The organism is Streptomyces sp. NPDC048507, from assembly GCF_043199995.1.
Classification (GTDB): Bacteria; Actinomycetota; Actinomycetes; order Streptomycetales; family Streptomycetaceae; genus Streptomyces.
Map to the genome: position 1 here is coordinate 64114 of NZ_JBICWZ010000007.1, position 17161 is coordinate 81274.

At 74.7% G+C, this 17161-nt stretch carries 14 protein-coding genes; 6 read left to right on the plus strand and 8 right to left on the minus strand.

The features are described from left to right. Positions 1-58: 58 nt before the first annotated feature. Genes ACGFXC_RS20530 through ACGFXC_RS20540 form a run of 3 tightly spaced genes read left to right on the plus strand, consistent with a single transcriptional unit; the run spans position 59 to position 4262 of the window. On the plus strand, positions 59-2173 hold the full coding sequence (locus ACGFXC_RS20530) for a putative cobaltochelatase (protein ID WP_393714730.1): 2115 nt from the start codon (positions 59-61) through the stop codon (positions 2171-2173). Beyond that, positions 2173-2772, plus strand: a complete 600-nt coding sequence (gene cobO / locus ACGFXC_RS20535; RefSeq protein WP_393714732.1) for a cob(I)yrinic acid a,c-diamide adenosyltransferase — start codon at positions 2173-2175, stop codon at positions 2770-2772. Before ACGFXC_RS20530 ends, cobO begins: the two co-directional genes overlap by 1 nt. A 26-nt stretch (positions 2773-2798) precedes the next feature. After that, positions 2799-4262 carry a cobyrinate a,c-diamide synthase gene (locus ACGFXC_RS20540; RefSeq protein WP_393715342.1) on the plus strand — a complete coding sequence of 488 codons (1464 nt, stop codon included), beginning with the start codon at positions 2799-2801 and terminating at the stop codon, positions 4260-4262. Between the two features lie 2 nt (positions 4263-4264). On the opposite strand, the gene ACGFXC_RS20545 is transcribed toward ACGFXC_RS20540, so the two are convergent. Further along, a complete protein-coding gene (locus ACGFXC_RS20545) occupies positions 4265-5002 on the minus strand; it encodes a ZIP family metal transporter (RefSeq protein ID WP_393714734.1) in 738 nt (245 codons plus the stop codon). A gap of 115 nt (positions 5003-5117) precedes the next feature. Here ACGFXC_RS20545 and cobC point away from each other — a divergent pair, with 115 nt between their 5' ends. Together cobC and ACGFXC_RS20555 are read left to right on the plus strand one after the other, a co-directional pair. Beyond that, positions 5118-6539, plus strand: a complete 1422-nt coding sequence (gene cobC, locus ACGFXC_RS20550) for an Rv2231c family pyridoxal phosphate-dependent protein CobC (RefSeq protein WP_393714736.1) — start codon at positions 5118-5120, stop codon at positions 6537-6539. A gap of 120 nt (positions 6540-6659) precedes the next feature. Beyond that, a complete protein-coding gene (locus tag ACGFXC_RS20555) occupies positions 6660-7883 on the plus strand; it encodes a CapA family protein (RefSeq protein ID WP_393714738.1) in 1224 nt (407 codons plus the stop codon). A 25-nt stretch (positions 7884-7908) separates the two neighbouring features. On the opposite strand, the gene ACGFXC_RS20560 is transcribed toward ACGFXC_RS20555, so the two are convergent. Together ACGFXC_RS20560 and ACGFXC_RS20565 are read right to left on the minus strand one after the other, a co-directional pair. After that, positions 7909-8820: an SCO1860 family LAETG-anchored protein gene (locus ACGFXC_RS20560; protein WP_393714739.1), complete on the minus strand. Its 912-nt coding sequence runs from the start codon at positions 8818-8820 to the stop codon at positions 7909-7911. A gap of 338 nt (positions 8821-9158) precedes the next feature. Continuing rightward, the gene (locus ACGFXC_RS20565) at positions 9159-10253 is read right to left on the minus strand and encodes an amidohydrolase family protein (protein ID WP_393714741.1); all 1095 of its coding nucleotides are present in this window, start codon (positions 10251-10253) and stop codon (positions 9159-9161) included. A 64-nt stretch (positions 10254-10317) separates the two neighbouring features. Here ACGFXC_RS20565 and ACGFXC_RS20570 point away from each other — a divergent pair, with 64 nt between their 5' ends. Beyond that, positions 10318-11388 carry a pyridoxal-phosphate-dependent aminotransferase family protein gene (locus ACGFXC_RS20570; protein WP_393714742.1) on the plus strand — a complete coding sequence of 357 codons (1071 nt, stop codon included), beginning with the start codon at positions 10318-10320 and terminating at the stop codon, positions 11386-11388. Between the two features lie 48 nt (positions 11389-11436). Here ACGFXC_RS20570 and ACGFXC_RS20575 read toward each other — a convergent pair whose 3' ends face one another. The 5 genes from ACGFXC_RS20575 to ACGFXC_RS20595 form a co-directional block, all read right to left on the minus strand. Continuing rightward, complete coding sequence (locus ACGFXC_RS20575; RefSeq protein ID WP_393714744.1) at positions 11437-12498, minus strand: aminotransferase class V-fold PLP-dependent enzyme; 1062 nt, start codon at positions 12496-12498, stop codon at positions 11437-11439. Between the two features lie 308 nt (positions 12499-12806). Further along, complete coding sequence (locus ACGFXC_RS20580) at positions 12807-13892, minus strand: hypothetical protein (protein ID WP_393714746.1); 1086 nt, start codon at positions 13890-13892, stop codon at positions 12807-12809. A 440-nt stretch (positions 13893-14332) separates the two neighbouring features. Continuing rightward, positions 14333-15040: a DsbA family oxidoreductase gene (locus tag ACGFXC_RS20585; protein WP_393714747.1), complete on the minus strand. Its 708-nt coding sequence runs from the start codon at positions 15038-15040 to the stop codon at positions 14333-14335. A gap of 76 nt (positions 15041-15116) precedes the next feature. Then, positions 15117-15632 carry a GNAT family N-acetyltransferase gene (locus ACGFXC_RS20590; RefSeq protein ID WP_393714749.1) on the minus strand — a complete coding sequence of 172 codons (516 nt, stop codon included), beginning with the start codon at positions 15630-15632 and terminating at the stop codon, positions 15117-15119. Positions 15633-15696: 64 nt separating this feature from the next. Continuing rightward, entirely contained in the window at positions 15697-17145 is a 1449-nt protein-coding gene (locus tag ACGFXC_RS20595) for a penicillin-binding transpeptidase domain-containing protein (protein WP_393714751.1), read from the minus strand. Between the last annotated feature and the right edge of the window lie 16 nt (positions 17146-17161).

The window sequence follows — 17161 nt, forward strand, 5'->3', positions numbered from 1 at the left end:
GCCGCCGGCACGGCGGCACCGATGTCCCCCGCAAGCCACTCGAAGGAGTGACCGTCTCATGAGCAGCGCCCACTTTCCGTTCTCGGCCGTCGTCGGGCAGGACGACCTGCGGCTGGCCCTGCTGCTCAACGCCGTGAGCCCCGCGGTCGGCGGGGTGCTCGTGCGCGGTGAGAAGGGGACCGCCAAGTCCACCGCCGTGCGCGCGCTGTCCGTGCTGCTGCCGCAGGTGGACGTCGTGCCCGGCTGCCGGTTCTCCTGTGCGCCGGCCGCTCCCGACCCCTCGTGCCCGGACGGCCCGCACGAGGCCGGCCCCGGCTCCCTGCGGCCGGCCCGCATGGTCGAACTGCCCGTCGGCGCCTCCGAGGACCGGCTGGTCGGCGCCCTGGACATCGAGCGGGCCCTCGCCGAGGGCGTGAAGGCCTTCGAGCCCGGCCTGCTCGCCGACGCGCACCGCGGGATCCTGTACGTCGACGAAGTCAACCTCCTGCACGACCACTTGGTGGACGTGCTCCTCGACGCCGCCGCCATGGGCGCCTCCTACGTGGAGCGCGAGGGCGTCTCCGTACGCCACGCCGCCCGCTTCCTGCTCGTCGGCACCATGAACCCCGAGGAGGGTGAGCTGCGTCCGCAGCTCCTCGACCGGTTCGGGCTGACCGTCGAAGTGGCGGCCTCCCGCGAGCCGGCCCAGCGCGTCGAGGTGGTGCGGCGCCGGCTGTCGTACGAGGACGACCCGCAGGCCTTCGCGGCCCGCTGGGCGGGGGACGAGCACGAGGTGCGCGCCCGCGTCGTGGCGGCGCGCGCCCTGCTGCCGCAGGTGTCGCTCGGGGACACCGCGCTGCTGTGGATCGCGGCCGCCTGCGCCGGGTTCGAGGTCGACGGGATGCGCGCCGACATCGTGATGGCCCGGACCGCGACGGCCCTGGCGGCCTGGGCGGGACGGACCGAGGTCCGCAAGGAGGACGTCCGGCAGGCCGCCCTGCTGGCGCTCCCCCACCGCCGTCGCCGCAACCCCTTCGACGCGCCGGGCCTGGACGAGGAGCAGCTGGACCGGATCCTGGACGGGTTCCCGGACGACGAGCCCGAGCCGGAGCCCGACCCGCAGCCCCTGGGCCCGGACGACGGCGGCGACGGCGACGGCGACGGCCCGGACGACGGCGGCGACGGCGGCCCGGGCGGGGACGGCGGCGGGCTCCCCCCGCAGCACGACGGGCCCCCGGCACAGGACGCCCCCGAGGCCCCCGACGGCGCGGAGGCCCCCGACACCACCCGCGAGGATGCTCCGCAGCCCGCCGCCCAAGGCGCCGCGGCACCCGAGCAGCCCGCCGTGGCGGCCGCCGAGCCGTTCCGCACCAAGGCCCTCACCGTGCCGGGGCTCGGCGAGGGCGCGGCCGGGCGCCGCTCGCGCGCCCGCACCGCGCACGGCCGCACCACCGGGTCCCAGCGCCCCCGGGGCCACCTGACGAAGCTGCACCTGGCCGCGACCGTCCACGCGGCCGCCCCGCACCAGAAGGCGCGCGGCCGCGCCGGGCGCGGGCTGGTCATCCGCGGGGACGACCTGCGCCAGGCCACCCGCGAGGGCCGCGAGGGCAACCTCGTGCTCTTCGTCGTCGACGCCTCCGGTTCCATGGCGGCCCGCCGGCGCATGAGCGCCGTCAAGGGCGCCGTCGTCTCGCTGCTCCTGGACGCCTACCAGCGCCGCGACAAGGTCGGCCTGATCACCTTCCGGGGTGCCGGGGCCGAACTGGCGCTGCCGCCCACCTCCTCGGTGGACACGGCCGCGGCCCGGCTGGAGCAGCTGCCGACCGGGGGCCGCACGCCGCTGGCCGCCGGGCTGCTCAAGGCCCGCGAGGTGCTGCGCCTGGAGCGGCTGCGGGATCCCTCGCGGCGCCCGCTGCTCGTGGTCGTCACCGACGGGCGGGCCACCTCGGCCGGGAGCCTGGGCGGCGATCCGCGCGAGCTGTCGGGGCGCAGCGCCCGCCTGCTGGCCGCCGAGGGGATCACCTCGGTGGTGGTGGACTGCGAGTCCGGGCCGGTCCGGCTGGGGCTGGCCGGAGCGCTCGCCGCCGATCTGGGCGCGCCCGCCGTGACCCTCGACGGGCTGCGGGCGGACTCGCTCGCCGGGCTCGTGCAGAACGTACGTACCGCACACGAAACCTCCAGGAGGGCCGCGTAATGCCGCAGGGACAGCCGTCCGTCGTTCCGGACGACGGGCTCACGACGCGTCAGCGCCGCAACCGTCCGCTCGTCTTCGTCCACACCGGCCCGGGCAAGGGCAAGTCGACGGCCGCCTTCGGGCTGGCGCTGCGCGCCTGGAACCAGGGGTGGCCGATCGGGGTGTTCCAGTTCGTGAAGTCGGCGAAGTGGAAGGTCGGCGAGGAGAACGCGCTGAAGGTGCTCGGCGCCTCCGGCGAGGGCGGCAGCGTCGTCTGGCACAAGATGGGCGAGGGCTGGTCCTGGGTGCAGCGCGACGCGCAGCTCGACAACGAGCAGGCGGCCAAGGAGGGCTGGGAGCAGGTCAAGCGCGACCTGGCCGCCGAGACGCACAAGCTGTACGTGCTCGACGAGTTCGCCTACCCCCTGCACTGGGGCTGGATAGACGTGGCCGAGGTGATCGAGGTGCTGCGCGGGCGTCCCGGCACCCAGCACGTGGTCATCACGGGCCGCAACGCGCCGCAGGAGCTGGTGGAGTACGCGGACCTGGTCACCGAGATGACCAAGATCAAGCACCCGATGGACGCCGGTCAGAAGGGCCAGAGGGGCATCGAGTGGTGACGTCCGTCCACGTGCCCCGGCTGGTGATGGCCGCGCCGTCCTCAGGCAGCGGCAAGACCACCGTGGCGACGGGCCTGATGGCCGCCTTCGCGGAGCGCGGCCTCGCCGTGTCCCCGCACAAGGCCGGGCCCGACTACATCGACCCCGGTTACCACGCGCTCGCCACCGGGCGGCCCGGCCGGAACCTGGACGCCTTCATGTGCGGGCCGGAGCTGGTGGCTCCGCTGTTCGCGCACGGGTCCGCCGGCTGCGACCTGGCCGTCGTCGAAGGGGTGATGGGGCTCTACGACGGGGCCGCCGGGCGCGGTGAGCTGGCGTCGACGGCGCAGGTCGCGAAGCTGCTGCGGGCGCCGGTGGTGCTGGTCGTGGACGCCTCGTCGCAGTCCCGGTCGGTGGCCGCGCTGGTGCACGGCTTCGCCTCCTTCGACCCCCAGGTGCGCCTCGGCGGGGTGATCCTCAACAAGGTGGGCTCCGACCGGCACGAGGTGATGCTGCGGGAGGCGCTGGAGGAGGCCGGGATGCCGGTCCTCGGCGTGCTGCGGCGGGCCCCGCAGGTGGCGACGCCGTCGCGCCACCTGGGGCTGGTCCCGGTGGCGGAGCGGCGCGCCGACGCGCTGGCCGCCGTCGCCGCCCTGGCCGCACAGGTCCGGGCCGGCTGCGACCTGGAGGCCCTGCTGGCGCTGGCCCGCACGGCGCCGCCGCTGGACTGCGCGACGTGGTCGCCGCGGGAGGCCCTGGCCGGGGAGCCGGCCGCGCCGCCCGGGCCGCGGCCGGTCGTCGCCGTCGCGGGCGGGCCGGCCTTCACCTTCTCCTACGCCGAGCACACGGAGCTGCTCACGGCCGCGGGGGCGGAGGTCGTCACCTTCGACCCGCTGCGGGACGAGGCGCTGCCCGCCGGTACGGCCGGGCTGGTGATCGGGGGCGGGTTCCCCGAGGTGTACGCGCCCGAGCTGTCGGCGAACGAGCCGCTGCGGGCGGCGGTGGCCGCCTTCGCCGCGGCCGGCTCCCCGGTGGCGGCGGAGTGCGCGGGGCTGCTGTACCTGGCCCGGTCGCTGGACGGGAAGCCGATGTGCGGGGTGCTCGACGCCGACGCGCGGATGTCGGAGCGGCTCACGCTCGGCTACCGGGAGGCGGTGGCGGTGTCGGACAGCGCGCTGGCCGCGGCCGGGACCCGGCTGCGCGGCCACGAGTTCCACCGCACGGTGATCGAGCCGGGCGCCGGATCGGCCCCGGCCTGGGGGTTCACGCATCCGGAGCGGCGCGTGGAGGGCTTCGTACGGGGCGGGGTGCACGCCAGCTACCTGCACACGCACTGGGCGGCGCGGCCGTCGGTGGCGGCCCGGTTCGTCCGCTCGGCGCGGGCCGCCGGGACGGGCGGGACGGGCGGCACCGGCGCGACGGACGGGACCGGCGTATGCGGCGGGGCCGCCGTCACGGTGCCCGCGGGCGGGACGGACCGGGCCGAGCGGGCGGCGCGGGCGGCCGGGTGAGGTCAGTCCGCGAGCCCGACCACCAGCCAGATGCCGGCCACCCCGCCCACCGTGCACATCAGCGTGGACAGGGCGGGGTGTTCGTGGTGCGCCTCGGGCAGGATCTCGGCGGCGGCCAGGTACAGCAGGACCCCGCCGAAGAAGCCGAGGTAGGCCCCGAGCGGTTCCTCCGGAAGGGTGAACAGCAGGGTGGACGCGGCGCCCACGACGGGTGCCACCGCGTCGGCGAAGAGCATCTTGACGGCCTTGCGGCGCTCGTTCCCGTAGAGGGTCGTGAGGGTGTAGGTGTTGAAGCCGTCGGCGAAGTCGTGGGTGACCACGGCCAGCGCGACGGCGACCCCCATGCCCCCGCCGACCTGGAAGGCGGCGCCCAGCGCCACCCCGTCGGCGAGGCTGTGGCCGACCATCGCGGCGGCCGCGGTGAGCCCGACCTCGGGGACGCGGCCGCCGTGCCCGTGGCCCTCCTCGGCGCCGTGGGCGGCCTGGCGCACGGCGAGCAGGCGTTCCACGACGTGGGCGACGAGGAAGCCGCCCACGAAGAGCAGCAGGGCCAGGGGGACGCCGAAGACCTCGTCCCCGGCGGCGTGCATCGCCTCGGGGAGCAGGTCCAGGCCCACGACGCCGAGCATCAGCCCGCCGGCCAGGCCCAGCACGAGGTGGCGGCGGTCGGTGACGCGTTGCGCCGTCCATCCGCCCGCCAGCGTCATCAGGAACGCGCCCAACGCCACGATCACCGCCATGTGCCCCTGAATACCGACTGGCGGCCGCGCGCGCACTTCCGCGCGCGGGTGGCGGGGGACACCGTGTTGACGACGGCGGCAGACTGACGCAAGTGACTACGGAGGGAGGGCCCCGGTGGGCGAGTACGTGACGCGGCTGGTGGTCGGCGTCGGCGGACGGGCGGGTGTTTCCGTCGCGGAGGTCTGCGCGCTGGTGGAAGAGACGCTGCGGGGGGCCGGACTGACCGCCGGTGCCGTGACGGCGCTGGCGACGGTGGAGGCGAAGACCCTGGAGGCGGGGATCGCGGGGGCGGCGGAACGTTTCGGCGTCCCGCTGGTCGGCTATCCCGCGGAAGAGCTGGCACGGATCTCCGTGCCGCATCCGTCGGGGGCCGTGCGCGAGGCCGCCGGGACGGCGTCGGTGGCGGAGGCCGCGGCGCTGGCCGCGGGCGGGGAACTCCTCGTGCCCAAGCGGCGTTCGGTGGCGGCGACCTGTGCGGTGGCCACCGCACAGGAGCACGACCTGCGCCACCACGGGGACGCGGAGGTGGTGGACGCGGCCGACTCGCTGGTGGACCTGGCGGTCAACGTACGGGCGGGCACCCCGCCGCAGTGGCTGGAGCGCCGGATCGCGGACAGCCTCGGCTCGCTGGCCGCCTACCCGGACGGCCGGGCCGCCCGGGCGGCGGTGGCGGCGCGGCACGGGCTGCCGCCCGAGCGCGTGCTGCTGACGGCGGGGGCGGCGGAGGCGTTCGTGCTGATCGCGCGGGCGCTGGGCGCCGAACGGCCGGTCGTGGTGCATCCGCAGTTCACCGAGCCGGAGGCGGCCCTGCGCGATGCCGGGCACCGCGTGGAGCGGGTGGTGCTGCGGGCGGCGGACGGGTTCCGGCTGGACCCGGCGGCCGTGCCCGAGGACGCCGACCTGGTCGTCGTCGGCAACCCGACCAACCCCACCTCGGTGCTGCACCCGGCGGGGGTGCTGGCGGCGCTGGCCCGGCCGGGACGCATCCTGGTGGTCGACGAGGCGTTCATGGACGCCGTCCCGGGCGAACGGGAGGCGCTGGCCGGGCGGATGGACGTACCGGGGCTGGTGGTGCTCCGGAGCCTGACGAAGACCTGGGGGCTGGCGGGGCTGCGGATCGGCTACGTCCTGGCCGGACCGGACGTCATCGCGAAGCTGGCCGCCGCGCAGCCGCTGTGGCCGGTTTCGACCCCGGCACTGGTGGCGGCGGAGGCCTGCGTGGCTCCGGCGGCGCTGGCGGAGGCCGAGGAGGCGGCCCGGCGGATCGCGGTGGACCGGGAGCACCTGCTCGCGGGTCTCGCCGAGTTCGAGGAGATCTCGGTGGCGGGGGTCGCGGAGGGGCCGTTCGTGCTGATCCGCGTCGCGGGGGCGATGGAGGTCCGGACCAGGCTGCGCGCGCTCGGCTTCGCGGTCCGCCGCGGGGACACCTTCCCGGGCCTGGACTCCTCGTGGCTGCGCCTGGCGGTCCGTGACCGCGCGACGACGGGCCGCCTGCTCCAGGCCCTCGACCACGCCCTGGCGCTGGCCGCGCGGTAACCCGCCGGGTGGACCCGCGCCCGGCCCCCGCAACCGTTCCGGGGGCGGGGCCGCCGGGGCGGACCCTACGATGACCGCGCGGAGCATTCGGCACCGGCGGTACGGCGACGGGGGCGGCAGATGAGGGCAGCGGTGCGGGCGGGTGCGGTGGCCGCCGGACTGGCGGTCGCCGGGGGCGCGGTCCTCGCCGTTCCCCGGCTGCCGGCGAACGGCGGGCCGGACGCCGCGCGGCAGCGGCTCGGGCCGGCTCCCTCGGGCACCTCGGCCGCGCCCACCGCTCCCCCGGGCCGGCCGTTCACGCTGGTGGCGACCGGGGACGTCATCCCGTACCCCTCGATCGTCCGCCGCGCGGCGGACGACGCGGGCGGCGGCCCCGGGGCGTACGACTTCCGGCGGATACTCGCCGGCGTGAAACCGATCGTGTCCGCCGCCGACCTGGCGATATGCCACCACGAGATACCGTACGGGCGGCCCGGCGGGAGCTACACCGGCTACCCCCTGTTCAAGGCCCCGCACCAGCTGGCCGACGCCCTGCGCGACACCGGGTACGACAGCTGCTCCACCGCCTCGAACCACACCCTCGACGACGGCTGGGACGGCCTCGTCCGGACCCTCGACCACCTCGACCGCGTCGGCGTCAAGCACGTCGGGTCGGCGCGCGGAGCCGAGGAGGCGAAGGCCCCCGCCGTCCTGACCGCGGGCGGCGCGAAGGTCGCCCAGCTGGACTACACGTACGGGACGAACGGGATACCGCTCCCGGCCGGCAAGCCCTGGGCCGTGAACCTGATCGACCGGGACCGGATCGTGGCCGACGCCCGGGCGGCCCGCGCCGCCGGCGCGCACGTCGTCGTCCTCAGCATCCACTGGGGCACCGAGTGGCAGACGGCCCCCGACGAACAGCAGCGCGAACTGGCCGGGGCGCTCACCGCCTCCCGCGCGGCCGACGGCCTGCCCGACATCGACCTGGTCCTCGGCACCCACAACCACGTGCCGCAGCCCTACGAGAAGATCAACGGCACCTGGGTGGTGTTCGGCATGGGCGACCAGATGGCCAGCTTCTACGAGGCCGACAAGGCCCGCGGGAACATGTCCTCCATCCCCCGCTTCACCTTCGCCCCGGATCCCGCGCACCCGGGCCGCTGGTCGGTGGTGAAGGCCGAGTACCTGACCCAGTACGCGGACATGGGGCCGCCGTTCCGCGTGGTCTGCACCTCCTGCGCGGACGGGGACGCCGCCCCGGGGTCGGCGGCCGGCGCCGCGTACGCCCGGGCCGACCGCGAGGTCACCGCGGCCGTCAACTCGCGGGGCGCGGCCGCCCAGGGCCTGGAGCGCGCCACCCGCTGAGCGGTCGCGCCCGCGCCCCCGCGCCCTACGAGGTCCTGCCGCGCCGGGTCACGACGAGCGCGCCCGCGCCGATGCCGAGCAGGAGCAGCGCGCCACCCGCCACGTACGGGGTCACCGAACCGGCCCCGGTCTCGGCCAGGCCGGCGTGGGTGACGGCCGTTCCGGTGCCGGTGGCGGTCTGCGGTTTGACGTCGGGGGCGGCGGAGGGGGCCGTCGAGGGGGCGGGGGCCTCGCAGTGGGCCTCGGCGAGCACGACCTCGCCGTCGACCTCGGCCACGTTCAGGTTCAGCGGGTTCACCGACACCTTCAGGCGCAGCGCGGCGGCGGCGGCGGTGGAGGTGGTCTGCGTACCGGACAGCTCCAGGCTGACGAGGCCGACGCCCGGGACCTCCAGCTTGGTGGGGCCGCCCGCCGTCAGGGTGACCTTCTTGCCGAGCGCGGTGACGGACCCGAGGACGTTCGCCCGGGCGACCGGCTTGGCGCCCGCCTCGCAGACGGCCTCGGAGGTGACCTTCTCCACCTCGATGAGGGAGAGCGCCGGAAGTCCGGGCACGTGCACCTTGGCGTGCGCGAGGCTGACCCGCGCCTCGGCGCTCCGGGCGTCGGCGGTGGCCTTGGCGGTGGCGACGTCCGCCCGCAGGACGTTGACCGGGCGGCCCTGCTCGGCGCCGTCCAGGGTGACGGTGAGGGCGGTCTTGTCGGCGGTCGCGGGGGCGCTGACCTCGTTGAGGGTGGTCTTCAGGGGGACGTGCACGGACTTGTTGAGCAGGCCCACGTCCAGTCCGGCGCGCAGGACGACGGCGCCGGAGCTGCCCCCGCGCGCGCCGCCGCCCTGCGCGCCGCCGCCGGTGGCGAGGGCGGGCGACGCGGTGAGCAGGGCCACCGCTCCCGTGGCGAGCAGAACGGCCGCGGGCAGGCGGAAGGTATTGCTGTTCAAGGTGGTGGAACCCCCGGGGAGATGGGTGCCGTCGCGCCGCCAATGGGGGACATCGCGGGCGCCGACGGCTTCGACCCTCGGAATCTTTACGCACTGTGAGTGAACGGGCGGCGACCTGAGGTGAATTCACCCCAACGGGTGGTTTCCATGCACATATTCGATTTGCCCGGCATCACGCGGCACGCCAGTTCTCCCCCGCCCCGGCCCGGAAGCGGGCCGGGCCCCTGACCGGGCGTTCTCAACGACGGACGGGGTGCGGACGTCACGCCCGGTCAACCGGCCGCCGTCGCGGTCGGGGCGGTCGGGGCGGTCGGGGCCGTCGCCGTCGGGGCCGTCGCTCAGGCGCGGATCTCGCCGTTCACGATCACCCGGTCCGGCGCCGCCAGCGCCCGTACGTCGGCCCGCGGGTCGGCGGCGTACACGACGAGGTCGGCCGGCGCCCCCTCGGTCAGGCCGGGCCTGCCGAGCCACTCGCGCGCCGCCCAGGCCGTCGCCGAGAGGGCGTCCAGCGCCGGGATGCCGGCCTTGACCAGCTCCGCGACCTCGGCGGCCACCAGGCCGTGCGGCAGGGAACCTCCCGCGTCGGTGCCGACGTACACGGGCACGCCCGCGTCCCAGGCCGCCCGGACGGTGTCGTACCGACGCTCGTGCAGCCGCCGCATGTGCGCCGACCAGCGGGGGAACTTGGCGTCGCCGCCCGCCGCCAGCTTCGGGAACGTCGCGATGTTGACCAGGGTCGGCACGATCGCCACCCCGCGCTCCGCGAAGAGCGGGATGGTGTCCTCGGTGAGCCCCGTCGCGTGCTCGATGCAGTCGATGCCCGCCTCGACGAGGTCGCGCAGCGCGTCCTCGGCGAAGCAGTGCGCGGTGACGCGGGCGCCGAGCCGGTGCGCCTCGGCGATGGCCGCCTCCACCTCGGCGCGCGGCCAGCAGGCCGTCAGGTCACCGGCCTCGCGGTCGATCCAGTCGCCGACCAGCTTGACCCAGCCGTCGCCGCGCCGCGCCTCCCGGCCGACGTGGGCGACCAGGTCGGCGGGCTCGATCTCGTGGGCGTAGTTGCGGATGTAGCGCCGGGTCCTGGCGATGTGCCGGCCCGCGCGGATGATCTTCGGCAGATCCGGACGGCCGTCGATCCAGCGGGTGTCGGAGGGGGAGCCCGCGTCGCGGATGAGGAGGGTGCCCGCGTCCCGGTCGGTGAGGGCCTGCTGTTCGGCGGTCCCCGCGTCGACCGGGCCGTGGGCGTCCAGCCCCACGTGACAGTGCGCGTCGACCAGCCCGGGCAGCGCCCAGCCGGCGACGGTGGTGACCTCGCGGGCGGCGCGCGGCCGCTCGTAGGAGACCCGCCCGCCGACGATCCACAGCTCGTCGCGCACCTCGTGGGGCCCGACGAGCACCCGCCCCTTCACATGGAGCACACCGCTCTGATCACTCATGTCGGCACCCTACGCGCGTGCTGGGTACGCTCACCCGGTAACCCCGGACGAAGAGAGCCCCGCCGTGACCCACCCCCTCCTGGACCTTCCGCCGCTCACCGCCGAGCACTTCGCGTCGATCGAGCGGGGGGTCGCACGGCTCCTCGACACCCGGCACGACGTGGTGATCACCCAGGGCGAGGCGCTGCTCCCGCTGGAGGGCTGCATCCGCTCCGGGGCCCGGCCCGGTTCGACGGCGCTGAACATCGTGACCGGCCCGTACGGGACCACCTTCGGCAACTGGCTGCGCGACGCCGGGGCACACGTGGTGGACCTGGCGGTGCCCTTCGACACGGCGGTCGACGGTGACCAGGTCGCCCGGGCGCTGGCCGCGCACCCGGAGACCGACTTCGTCTCCCTGGTGCACGCCGAGGCCGCCACCGGCAACACCAACCCGGTCGCGGAGATCGGCGAGGCGGTACGGGCCCACGGGGCGCTGTTCATGCTGGACGCGGTGGCGTCGGTGGGCGCCGAGCCTCTGCTGCCGGACGCGTGGGGCGTGGACCTGTGCGTGATCGGCGCCCAGAAGGCGATGGGCGGCCCGGCCGGGGTCTCGGCCGTGTCGGTCTCGGACCGGGCGTGGGAGCGGTTCGCGCGCAACCCGGCGGCCCCGCGCCGCTCGTACCTCTCCCTGCTGGACTGGAAGGAGCGCTGGATCGACGGCGGACGCACCGCCCTGCCGCACGCGCCCGCGCAGCTGGAGATGCTGGGGCTGGAGGCCTGCCTGGACCGGATCGCGGCCGAGGGCCCGGCGGCCGTGCTCGAACGGCACGCCCGCGCCGCCCGGGCCACCCGGGCGGGCGCGGCCGCGCTGGGCGTGGCCCCGTGGGTCGGGGACGCGGCTCAGGCGGCGCCGGTGGCGACCACGCTGCGCGTCGCGGAGGCCTCCGCGGTGGTGGCGAAGGCCCTGTCGGCGCAGCCCCTGGCCGCGCTCGCGGCGGGCGGCGGAGCGCTGGCCGGGGAGATGGTCCGGGTCAACCACTACGGCCCGGCGGCCTCCCCGGAGGCGGTCGCGACCGCGCTGCGCGCCCTGGCCTCGGCCCTGTCCGCCGACCCGGACCCGGCCCTCGCGGCCGCGTCGGCGGCCTGGCGGTAGGACGCGCGGTGGCCGGGCCGGGTGGCCCGGCTCGGCCCGGTCGACCGGTCAGCCGGCCAGTACGTCCAGCAGGCGGTCGACGTCGGCCTCCGTGTTGTACAGGTGGAACGAGGCCCGCAGCGCGCCGGCGCGGGCCGCCGTGGACACTCCGGCTTCGAGCAGCGCGCCCTGGCGGCCGCCGAGGCCGGGCACGGAGACGATGGGCGTCGTGCCGGGCACGGCTTCGTGGCCGAGGCGGGCGAGTCCGGCCCGGTAGCGGGCGGCGAGGGCGGTGTCGTGGGCGTGCACCGCCGCGATGCCGATCCGCTCCAGCAGCGCGAGCGAGGGCTCCGCCGCGTGGTAGGGCAGGAAGGCCGGGGATTCGTCGAACCGGCGTGCGTCCGAGGCGAGTTGACGCATGGGCCCGTAGGTGGCGTCCCACATCGACTCCGCCGCCACCCATCCGGCGTGCAGCGGAGCCAGACCGCCCTGGGCCTCCTCGGAGACGGTGAGGTACGAGGCTCCGCGGCCACCGAGCAGCCACTTGTACCCGGCGGTGACCGTGTAGTCGTACGGCGAGGCGTCGAAGGGCAGCCATCCGGCGGCGTGCGTGGCGTCGACGAGCATCCGCGCCCCGTGCGCGGCCGTGGCCGCGCGGACGGCGGCCAGATCGGCGGTGCGCCCGTCCGCGGACTGTACGGCGCTCAGCGCGACCAGCGCGGTGTCCGCCCCCACCGCTTCGGCCAGGGTCTCCAGCGGTGCGAAGCGGACCTTGAGGTCGCCGCGCAGCACGAAGGGGTTGATGACGGAGGCGAAGTCGTCCTCGGGGAGCAGGACTTCGGCGCCGGCCGGCAGCGAGGCCGACACCAGGCCGACGTGGACGGCGACGGACGAGCCGACGGCCACGCGCCCGGCGTCGACCCCGACCAGCCGGCCGAAGGCGGCCCGGACCCGGTTCACGCGCTCGAAGTCGCCGAATCCGGCGGGGAGTCCGGCACCGGCCGCCTCGGCCAGGGCGCGCACCTCGGCGACGGCGGCGCGCGGCAGGATCCCGCTCGTGGCCGTGTTCAGGTAGGTGGTGGAGTGCGCGAACTCGGCGCGGCACAGGTCGGGGAGCAGCGGGAGATCCATGGCGTCCACTCTGCGCCAGGAGCTACTCAAAGTCCATTGCCTTATTGTGCATGCCGCCCCCAAGGTTCCCTTATGGAAAGCCCTCGGGGCCGGACTTCGGCGGCGCACCCCGGGGCGGACCTGTAGGCAGGGAAGCCCGGCAGCCTTCTCAACGAAGGGTCGGTTGACGCAGATGTGGCTGCACCAGCCGTCCCCCAGACGCTAGATCAGACCCGCTCCCGGTCCCGGTGGTGGGTACGGCCCGCGCCGCACCCACCACCCCCGCTCGGGACACAGGTCCGCCCCGTACCGGTTGGGAGCACAGTCCATCATTTCCGCGGGTCAGGAAGGTGGGCCGGACCGGAGAGCACGCTCCGGTCCAACCCAAGGCCGCACTGGCGCAGGCTCAGCTCCTTGTCGGGGTTGGGGCGCCAGGCCGTGGTGAAGGGGAAGTCGTTGTTCACCCAGAGCACTCCGGCCAGGTCCCGGGACATGGTCCAGCGTGGCGGACTGTTCGGGTCGATCTCGACGGGGTCGTGGATGAACGAGTCGCCGAAGTCGAACTGGACGCTCAGCGTGGGGAGCCCCGCGAGGAGGTCGTCGAGGTGCTGGACCTCAAGGCCGGTGAACCGGTGCGCGCCGGCCGCCACGACCAGTGGGAGCCCGGCCTCCTGGGCGATCTCGCGGTACTTGCTGACCTTCCGGTCGATCCCCGCGCACACCGACCGGGCGGAGACGATGCCGGCCCGGCCACTCGGCGGAACGAGGACCGCGCCCATCCCGGTGGGCCGCATGGCCTGCCCCGTCCGCGGGTCGGCCCGGAGCACGAAGGTGTAGCCCTCGGTACGGAAAGCGGTCAGGTTCAGTGGGGAAAGCAGGGCCCGACGCAGATCCTGGGCGATCTTCTTCGCGGTGCGCGGATCGGGGGCGTCGACCGGCCGCGCCGGATCGCCTGCCACCGTCAGCACTACGGGGACCGGGATCTGTTTGATCCGCTCGACCAGGGCGTGCCAGGCCTTCATCTTGGCGAAGGCTCCCCGTTGCGGGCTGTGAGTGAGCACCTCGACCAGCGCGACCGGATCACCGTCCTCACCGATGACGGTCCAGTCCGGCGTCAGGTGCCCCCATCTCCGCTCGAACTCCACGCCGAAGCCCAGCTGCCGAAGCGCGGCCCCGGTGGCGAGCTCGATGACGTCGGGCCAGAAGTTCTGGTCGCGCCACAGATTCGCAGCGAAGGCCTCCGCGGCCGGCTCCGGCAGCAGATCGAGCTGCTCGTCCAGCCAGATCCGCCAGGGCTCGTACTCGTCCAGCACCGCCAGGTCGTACGAGAGCATCCGGTTCTCCGGCGGACGCTTGCCGTAGCGGCGCCGCTGCTCGGCGACGAACAGGGGGCCGAAGCGCTGTTCCGTGGTCATGCCGCCGGATTCTCCGCTCCCCTGTCCCCCGCTGCACCCGAGTTACGGATACTCCACACGAGGCTGGCCCGTGGCCGTCTCGGCCTGGAGCGCGGGTGACCTACTCGATCGCTGGGACGAGTCCGCCATCGACGCCGCCGCCCGGTTTCCGCAAGGACGACGCCGACGGGCTGCGGCAGCCAATGGACGCTGTCGACCTGCTCGCCGACCGGCCCCGGCCCGAGGGCAGCACCCCGTACGGCTCTCCGGACCTGCGCCGGAGGCAGATCGGGCGCTACCGCGTCATGTCACCATCGTGGTCATCCACGTCGGCCGCCTCGGCTGACACCCCTGCAGAAGCAGGCGCCGAGGGCCCGGGCCGAGCGCGGTCCGGGCCCTCGGGGTCTGAAACTGTGCGCGGGACGTCCACGGCGAGCAGTCCGCCGAGGCGGGGGAGGCGGTCAGCTCTGGGGGACGGCGCAGGTGCCGTCCGGCTCGCAGGCCTCGGCGACCGCGTCGTGCCCGGCCGGCTCGCGGCCGGCCCAGGCCTGCTCCAGCGCCTGGGTGAACACCTCGGCGGGCTGGCCGCCGGACAGACCGTAGCGGCGGTCGAAGACGAAGAACGGCACGGCGCTCGCACCCAGTTCGGCCGCCTCGCGCTCGTCGCCGCGCACCTCGGCGGCGTACGCCGAGTCGTCGGCGAGGACCTCGCGGGCCTCCGCCTCCGCCAGCCCGGCCTCCACGGCGAGCGAGACGAGCACCTCGGAGTCGAAGACCGACCGCTCCTCGGCGAAGTTGGCCCGGTAGGCGAGGTCGAGCAGCTCCTCCTGACGGCCGCGGGCGGCGGCCAGGTGCAGCAGGCGGTGGATGTCGAAGGTGTTGCCGTGGTCCCGGCCGTCGGTGCGGTACTCCAGCCCTTCGGCGCGGGCACTGGCGGCGACGTGCTCCTCCATGCCGCGCGCCTCGTCGAGGGTCCGGCCGTACTTGCGGGCCAGCATCTCCAGGACGGGGGCGGTGACGCCCTTGGCGCCGTCCGGGTCGAGCTCGAAGGACCGGAAGACGACCTCCACCTCGTCCCGGTGCGCGAAGGCGGCCAGGCCCTTGGTGAACCGGGCCTTGCCGATGTAGCACCAGGGGCAGGCGATGTCGCTCCAGATCTCGACGCGCATGATCCTTCTTCTCTCCGGGTTCTCACGGGGGTGGGGCGATAAAACGGTTACCCCTTCAACCATCCGCGCCCCCGTCTCATTCCCCGGACACCCGGGGGTCTTCGCGGGGGACTGCCAGCCAGAGTGTGCGGTGGGTGCCGGAGGCGGGGGCGGAGTCGGTGGGGGCGGGGGCGGGGCGCCAGCCGTGGGCGGCGTAGAAGGCCTGGGCGCGCAGGTTGTGGGCGTAGACCTCCAGCCGGACCCGCTCGATCCCGGCCCGGCGCCAGGCGGCCAGGCAGGCGTCGTGCAGGGCGGCCCCGGTGCCGCGGCGCCAGTGTCCGGGGTCGACGTGCAGCTGGGTCAGGGTGGTCACGCCGTCGTCGGTGAGGAAGGCGGCCACTCCGGTGACCTCGCCGTCCCGCTCCGCGCAGAACACCCGGCCCCGGCCCTCCTCCCGGCCGACGGCCCGCGCCCAGCCCTCGCGGGACCGGAGCAGTTCCGCCTCGCCCGCGTAAGCCTCCTCGGGAACCCGGCCCCGGTAGTAGGTGGCGCGCGCCCGGGTGTGCAGGGCGGCGATGGCGGGCACGTCGGCGGGGAGCGCGGTCCTGATCATGGGAGTGAGAACGCGCCGGGAACCCGGATCGGTTCCCGGCGCGCGACCTCCGCCGGGGCGGGGGCTACTTCTTCAGCCAGGCGGCCATCATCTTCTGGGCGATCGGGGCGGCCAGCTTGCCGCCGCCGATCTCGGAGCGGTCGGTGTCCGAGTTCTCGATCATGACGGCGACGGCGATCTGCTTGCCGCCCGCCTTGCCGTACGAGGTGAACCAGGCGAGCGGCGGGATGTTGTTGTTCACGCCGCGCTGGGCGGTACCGGTCTTGCCGCCCACCTCGGCGCCCGCCACCTGGGCGGGCTTGCCGCCGCCTTCGGTGGCGACCGTGCGCATGGCGTCCTGGAGCATCGAGGCGGTCTTCGCGCTCATGACCTCGTCCGACTTGGGGTCCTTGAAGCTCTCCAGGACGTTGCCGTCCGCATCGGTGACTTCGGAGACCATGTGCGGGGCGACCAGCTTGCCGCCGTTCTCGATCGCGGCGGTCACCATGGCGATCTGGAGCGGGGTCGCCTGCACGTCGAACTGGCCGATACCGGTCTGCGCGACCTGGTCGACGGACATCTTCTTCGACGGGTACTTGCTGGACGGGTTGGTACGGATCGGGGTGTCGATCTGCGTGTTGAAGCCGAGCTTCTCGGCGGTCGCGCGCATCTTGTCCTGGCCGAGCTTGGAGGCCAGGTCCGCGAAGACGTTGTTGCAGGACAGCTTGAGCGCGGTACGGGCCGAGACGTTGTTGCAGGCCGCGTCGCCGGCCTCGCTGGGCAGGTTCGTCCGGGTGCCCGGGATCGTGTACGGGGCGGCCACGCCGGTGGGCGTGTCGATGTTGGTGATCAGCCCGTTCTCGATCGCGGACGTCAGGGTGACCAGCTTGAAGGTGGAGCCGGGGGCCTGCGGCTTGCGCAGGGCCACGTTCTCCATGGCCTTGCCCTGATCGGCCGACAGCTCGTTCCAGGCGGCCTGGTCGGTGGCGCCCGTGATGCGGCCCGGGTCGTACGAGGGGTTGTTCACCACGGCGAGGATCTCGCCGGTCGCCGGGTCGATGGCGACGGCAGCGCCCTGCTTGCCCTGGAGGGCGTCGTAGGCGGCCTTCTGGACGCCCTTGTCGATGGTCGTCAGGACGTTGCCGGGGTCGGCCCGCTTGTTGGTGAGGACGTCCATCATCGTCTTGAGTCGGGTGTCGGAGCCGTTGAGGATGTTCTTGTAGACACCCTCCAGCATCGTCGTGCCGTAGGCCTGGGAGCTGTAGCCGGTGATCGGCGCGTACAGCGGGCCGTCCAGGTACGTCCTCTTGTAGCCGAAGTCCTTGCCGCCCGTCTTCGTGGAACCGGTGACCGCCTCCCCGCCCACGATGATGTTCCCCAGCGGGTTCTCGTACTGCCCGATGAGGTTGCGCCGGTTGTTCTTGTCGTCTGCGAGGGCCTGGCCTTGGTATGCCTGCACCCAGGTGACCCGCACCAAAAGGGCCAGCACCAGAAGCAGACAGAAGACCGACGCACGCCTGATCGTCTTGTTCATCCCCCGGAAAGACGCG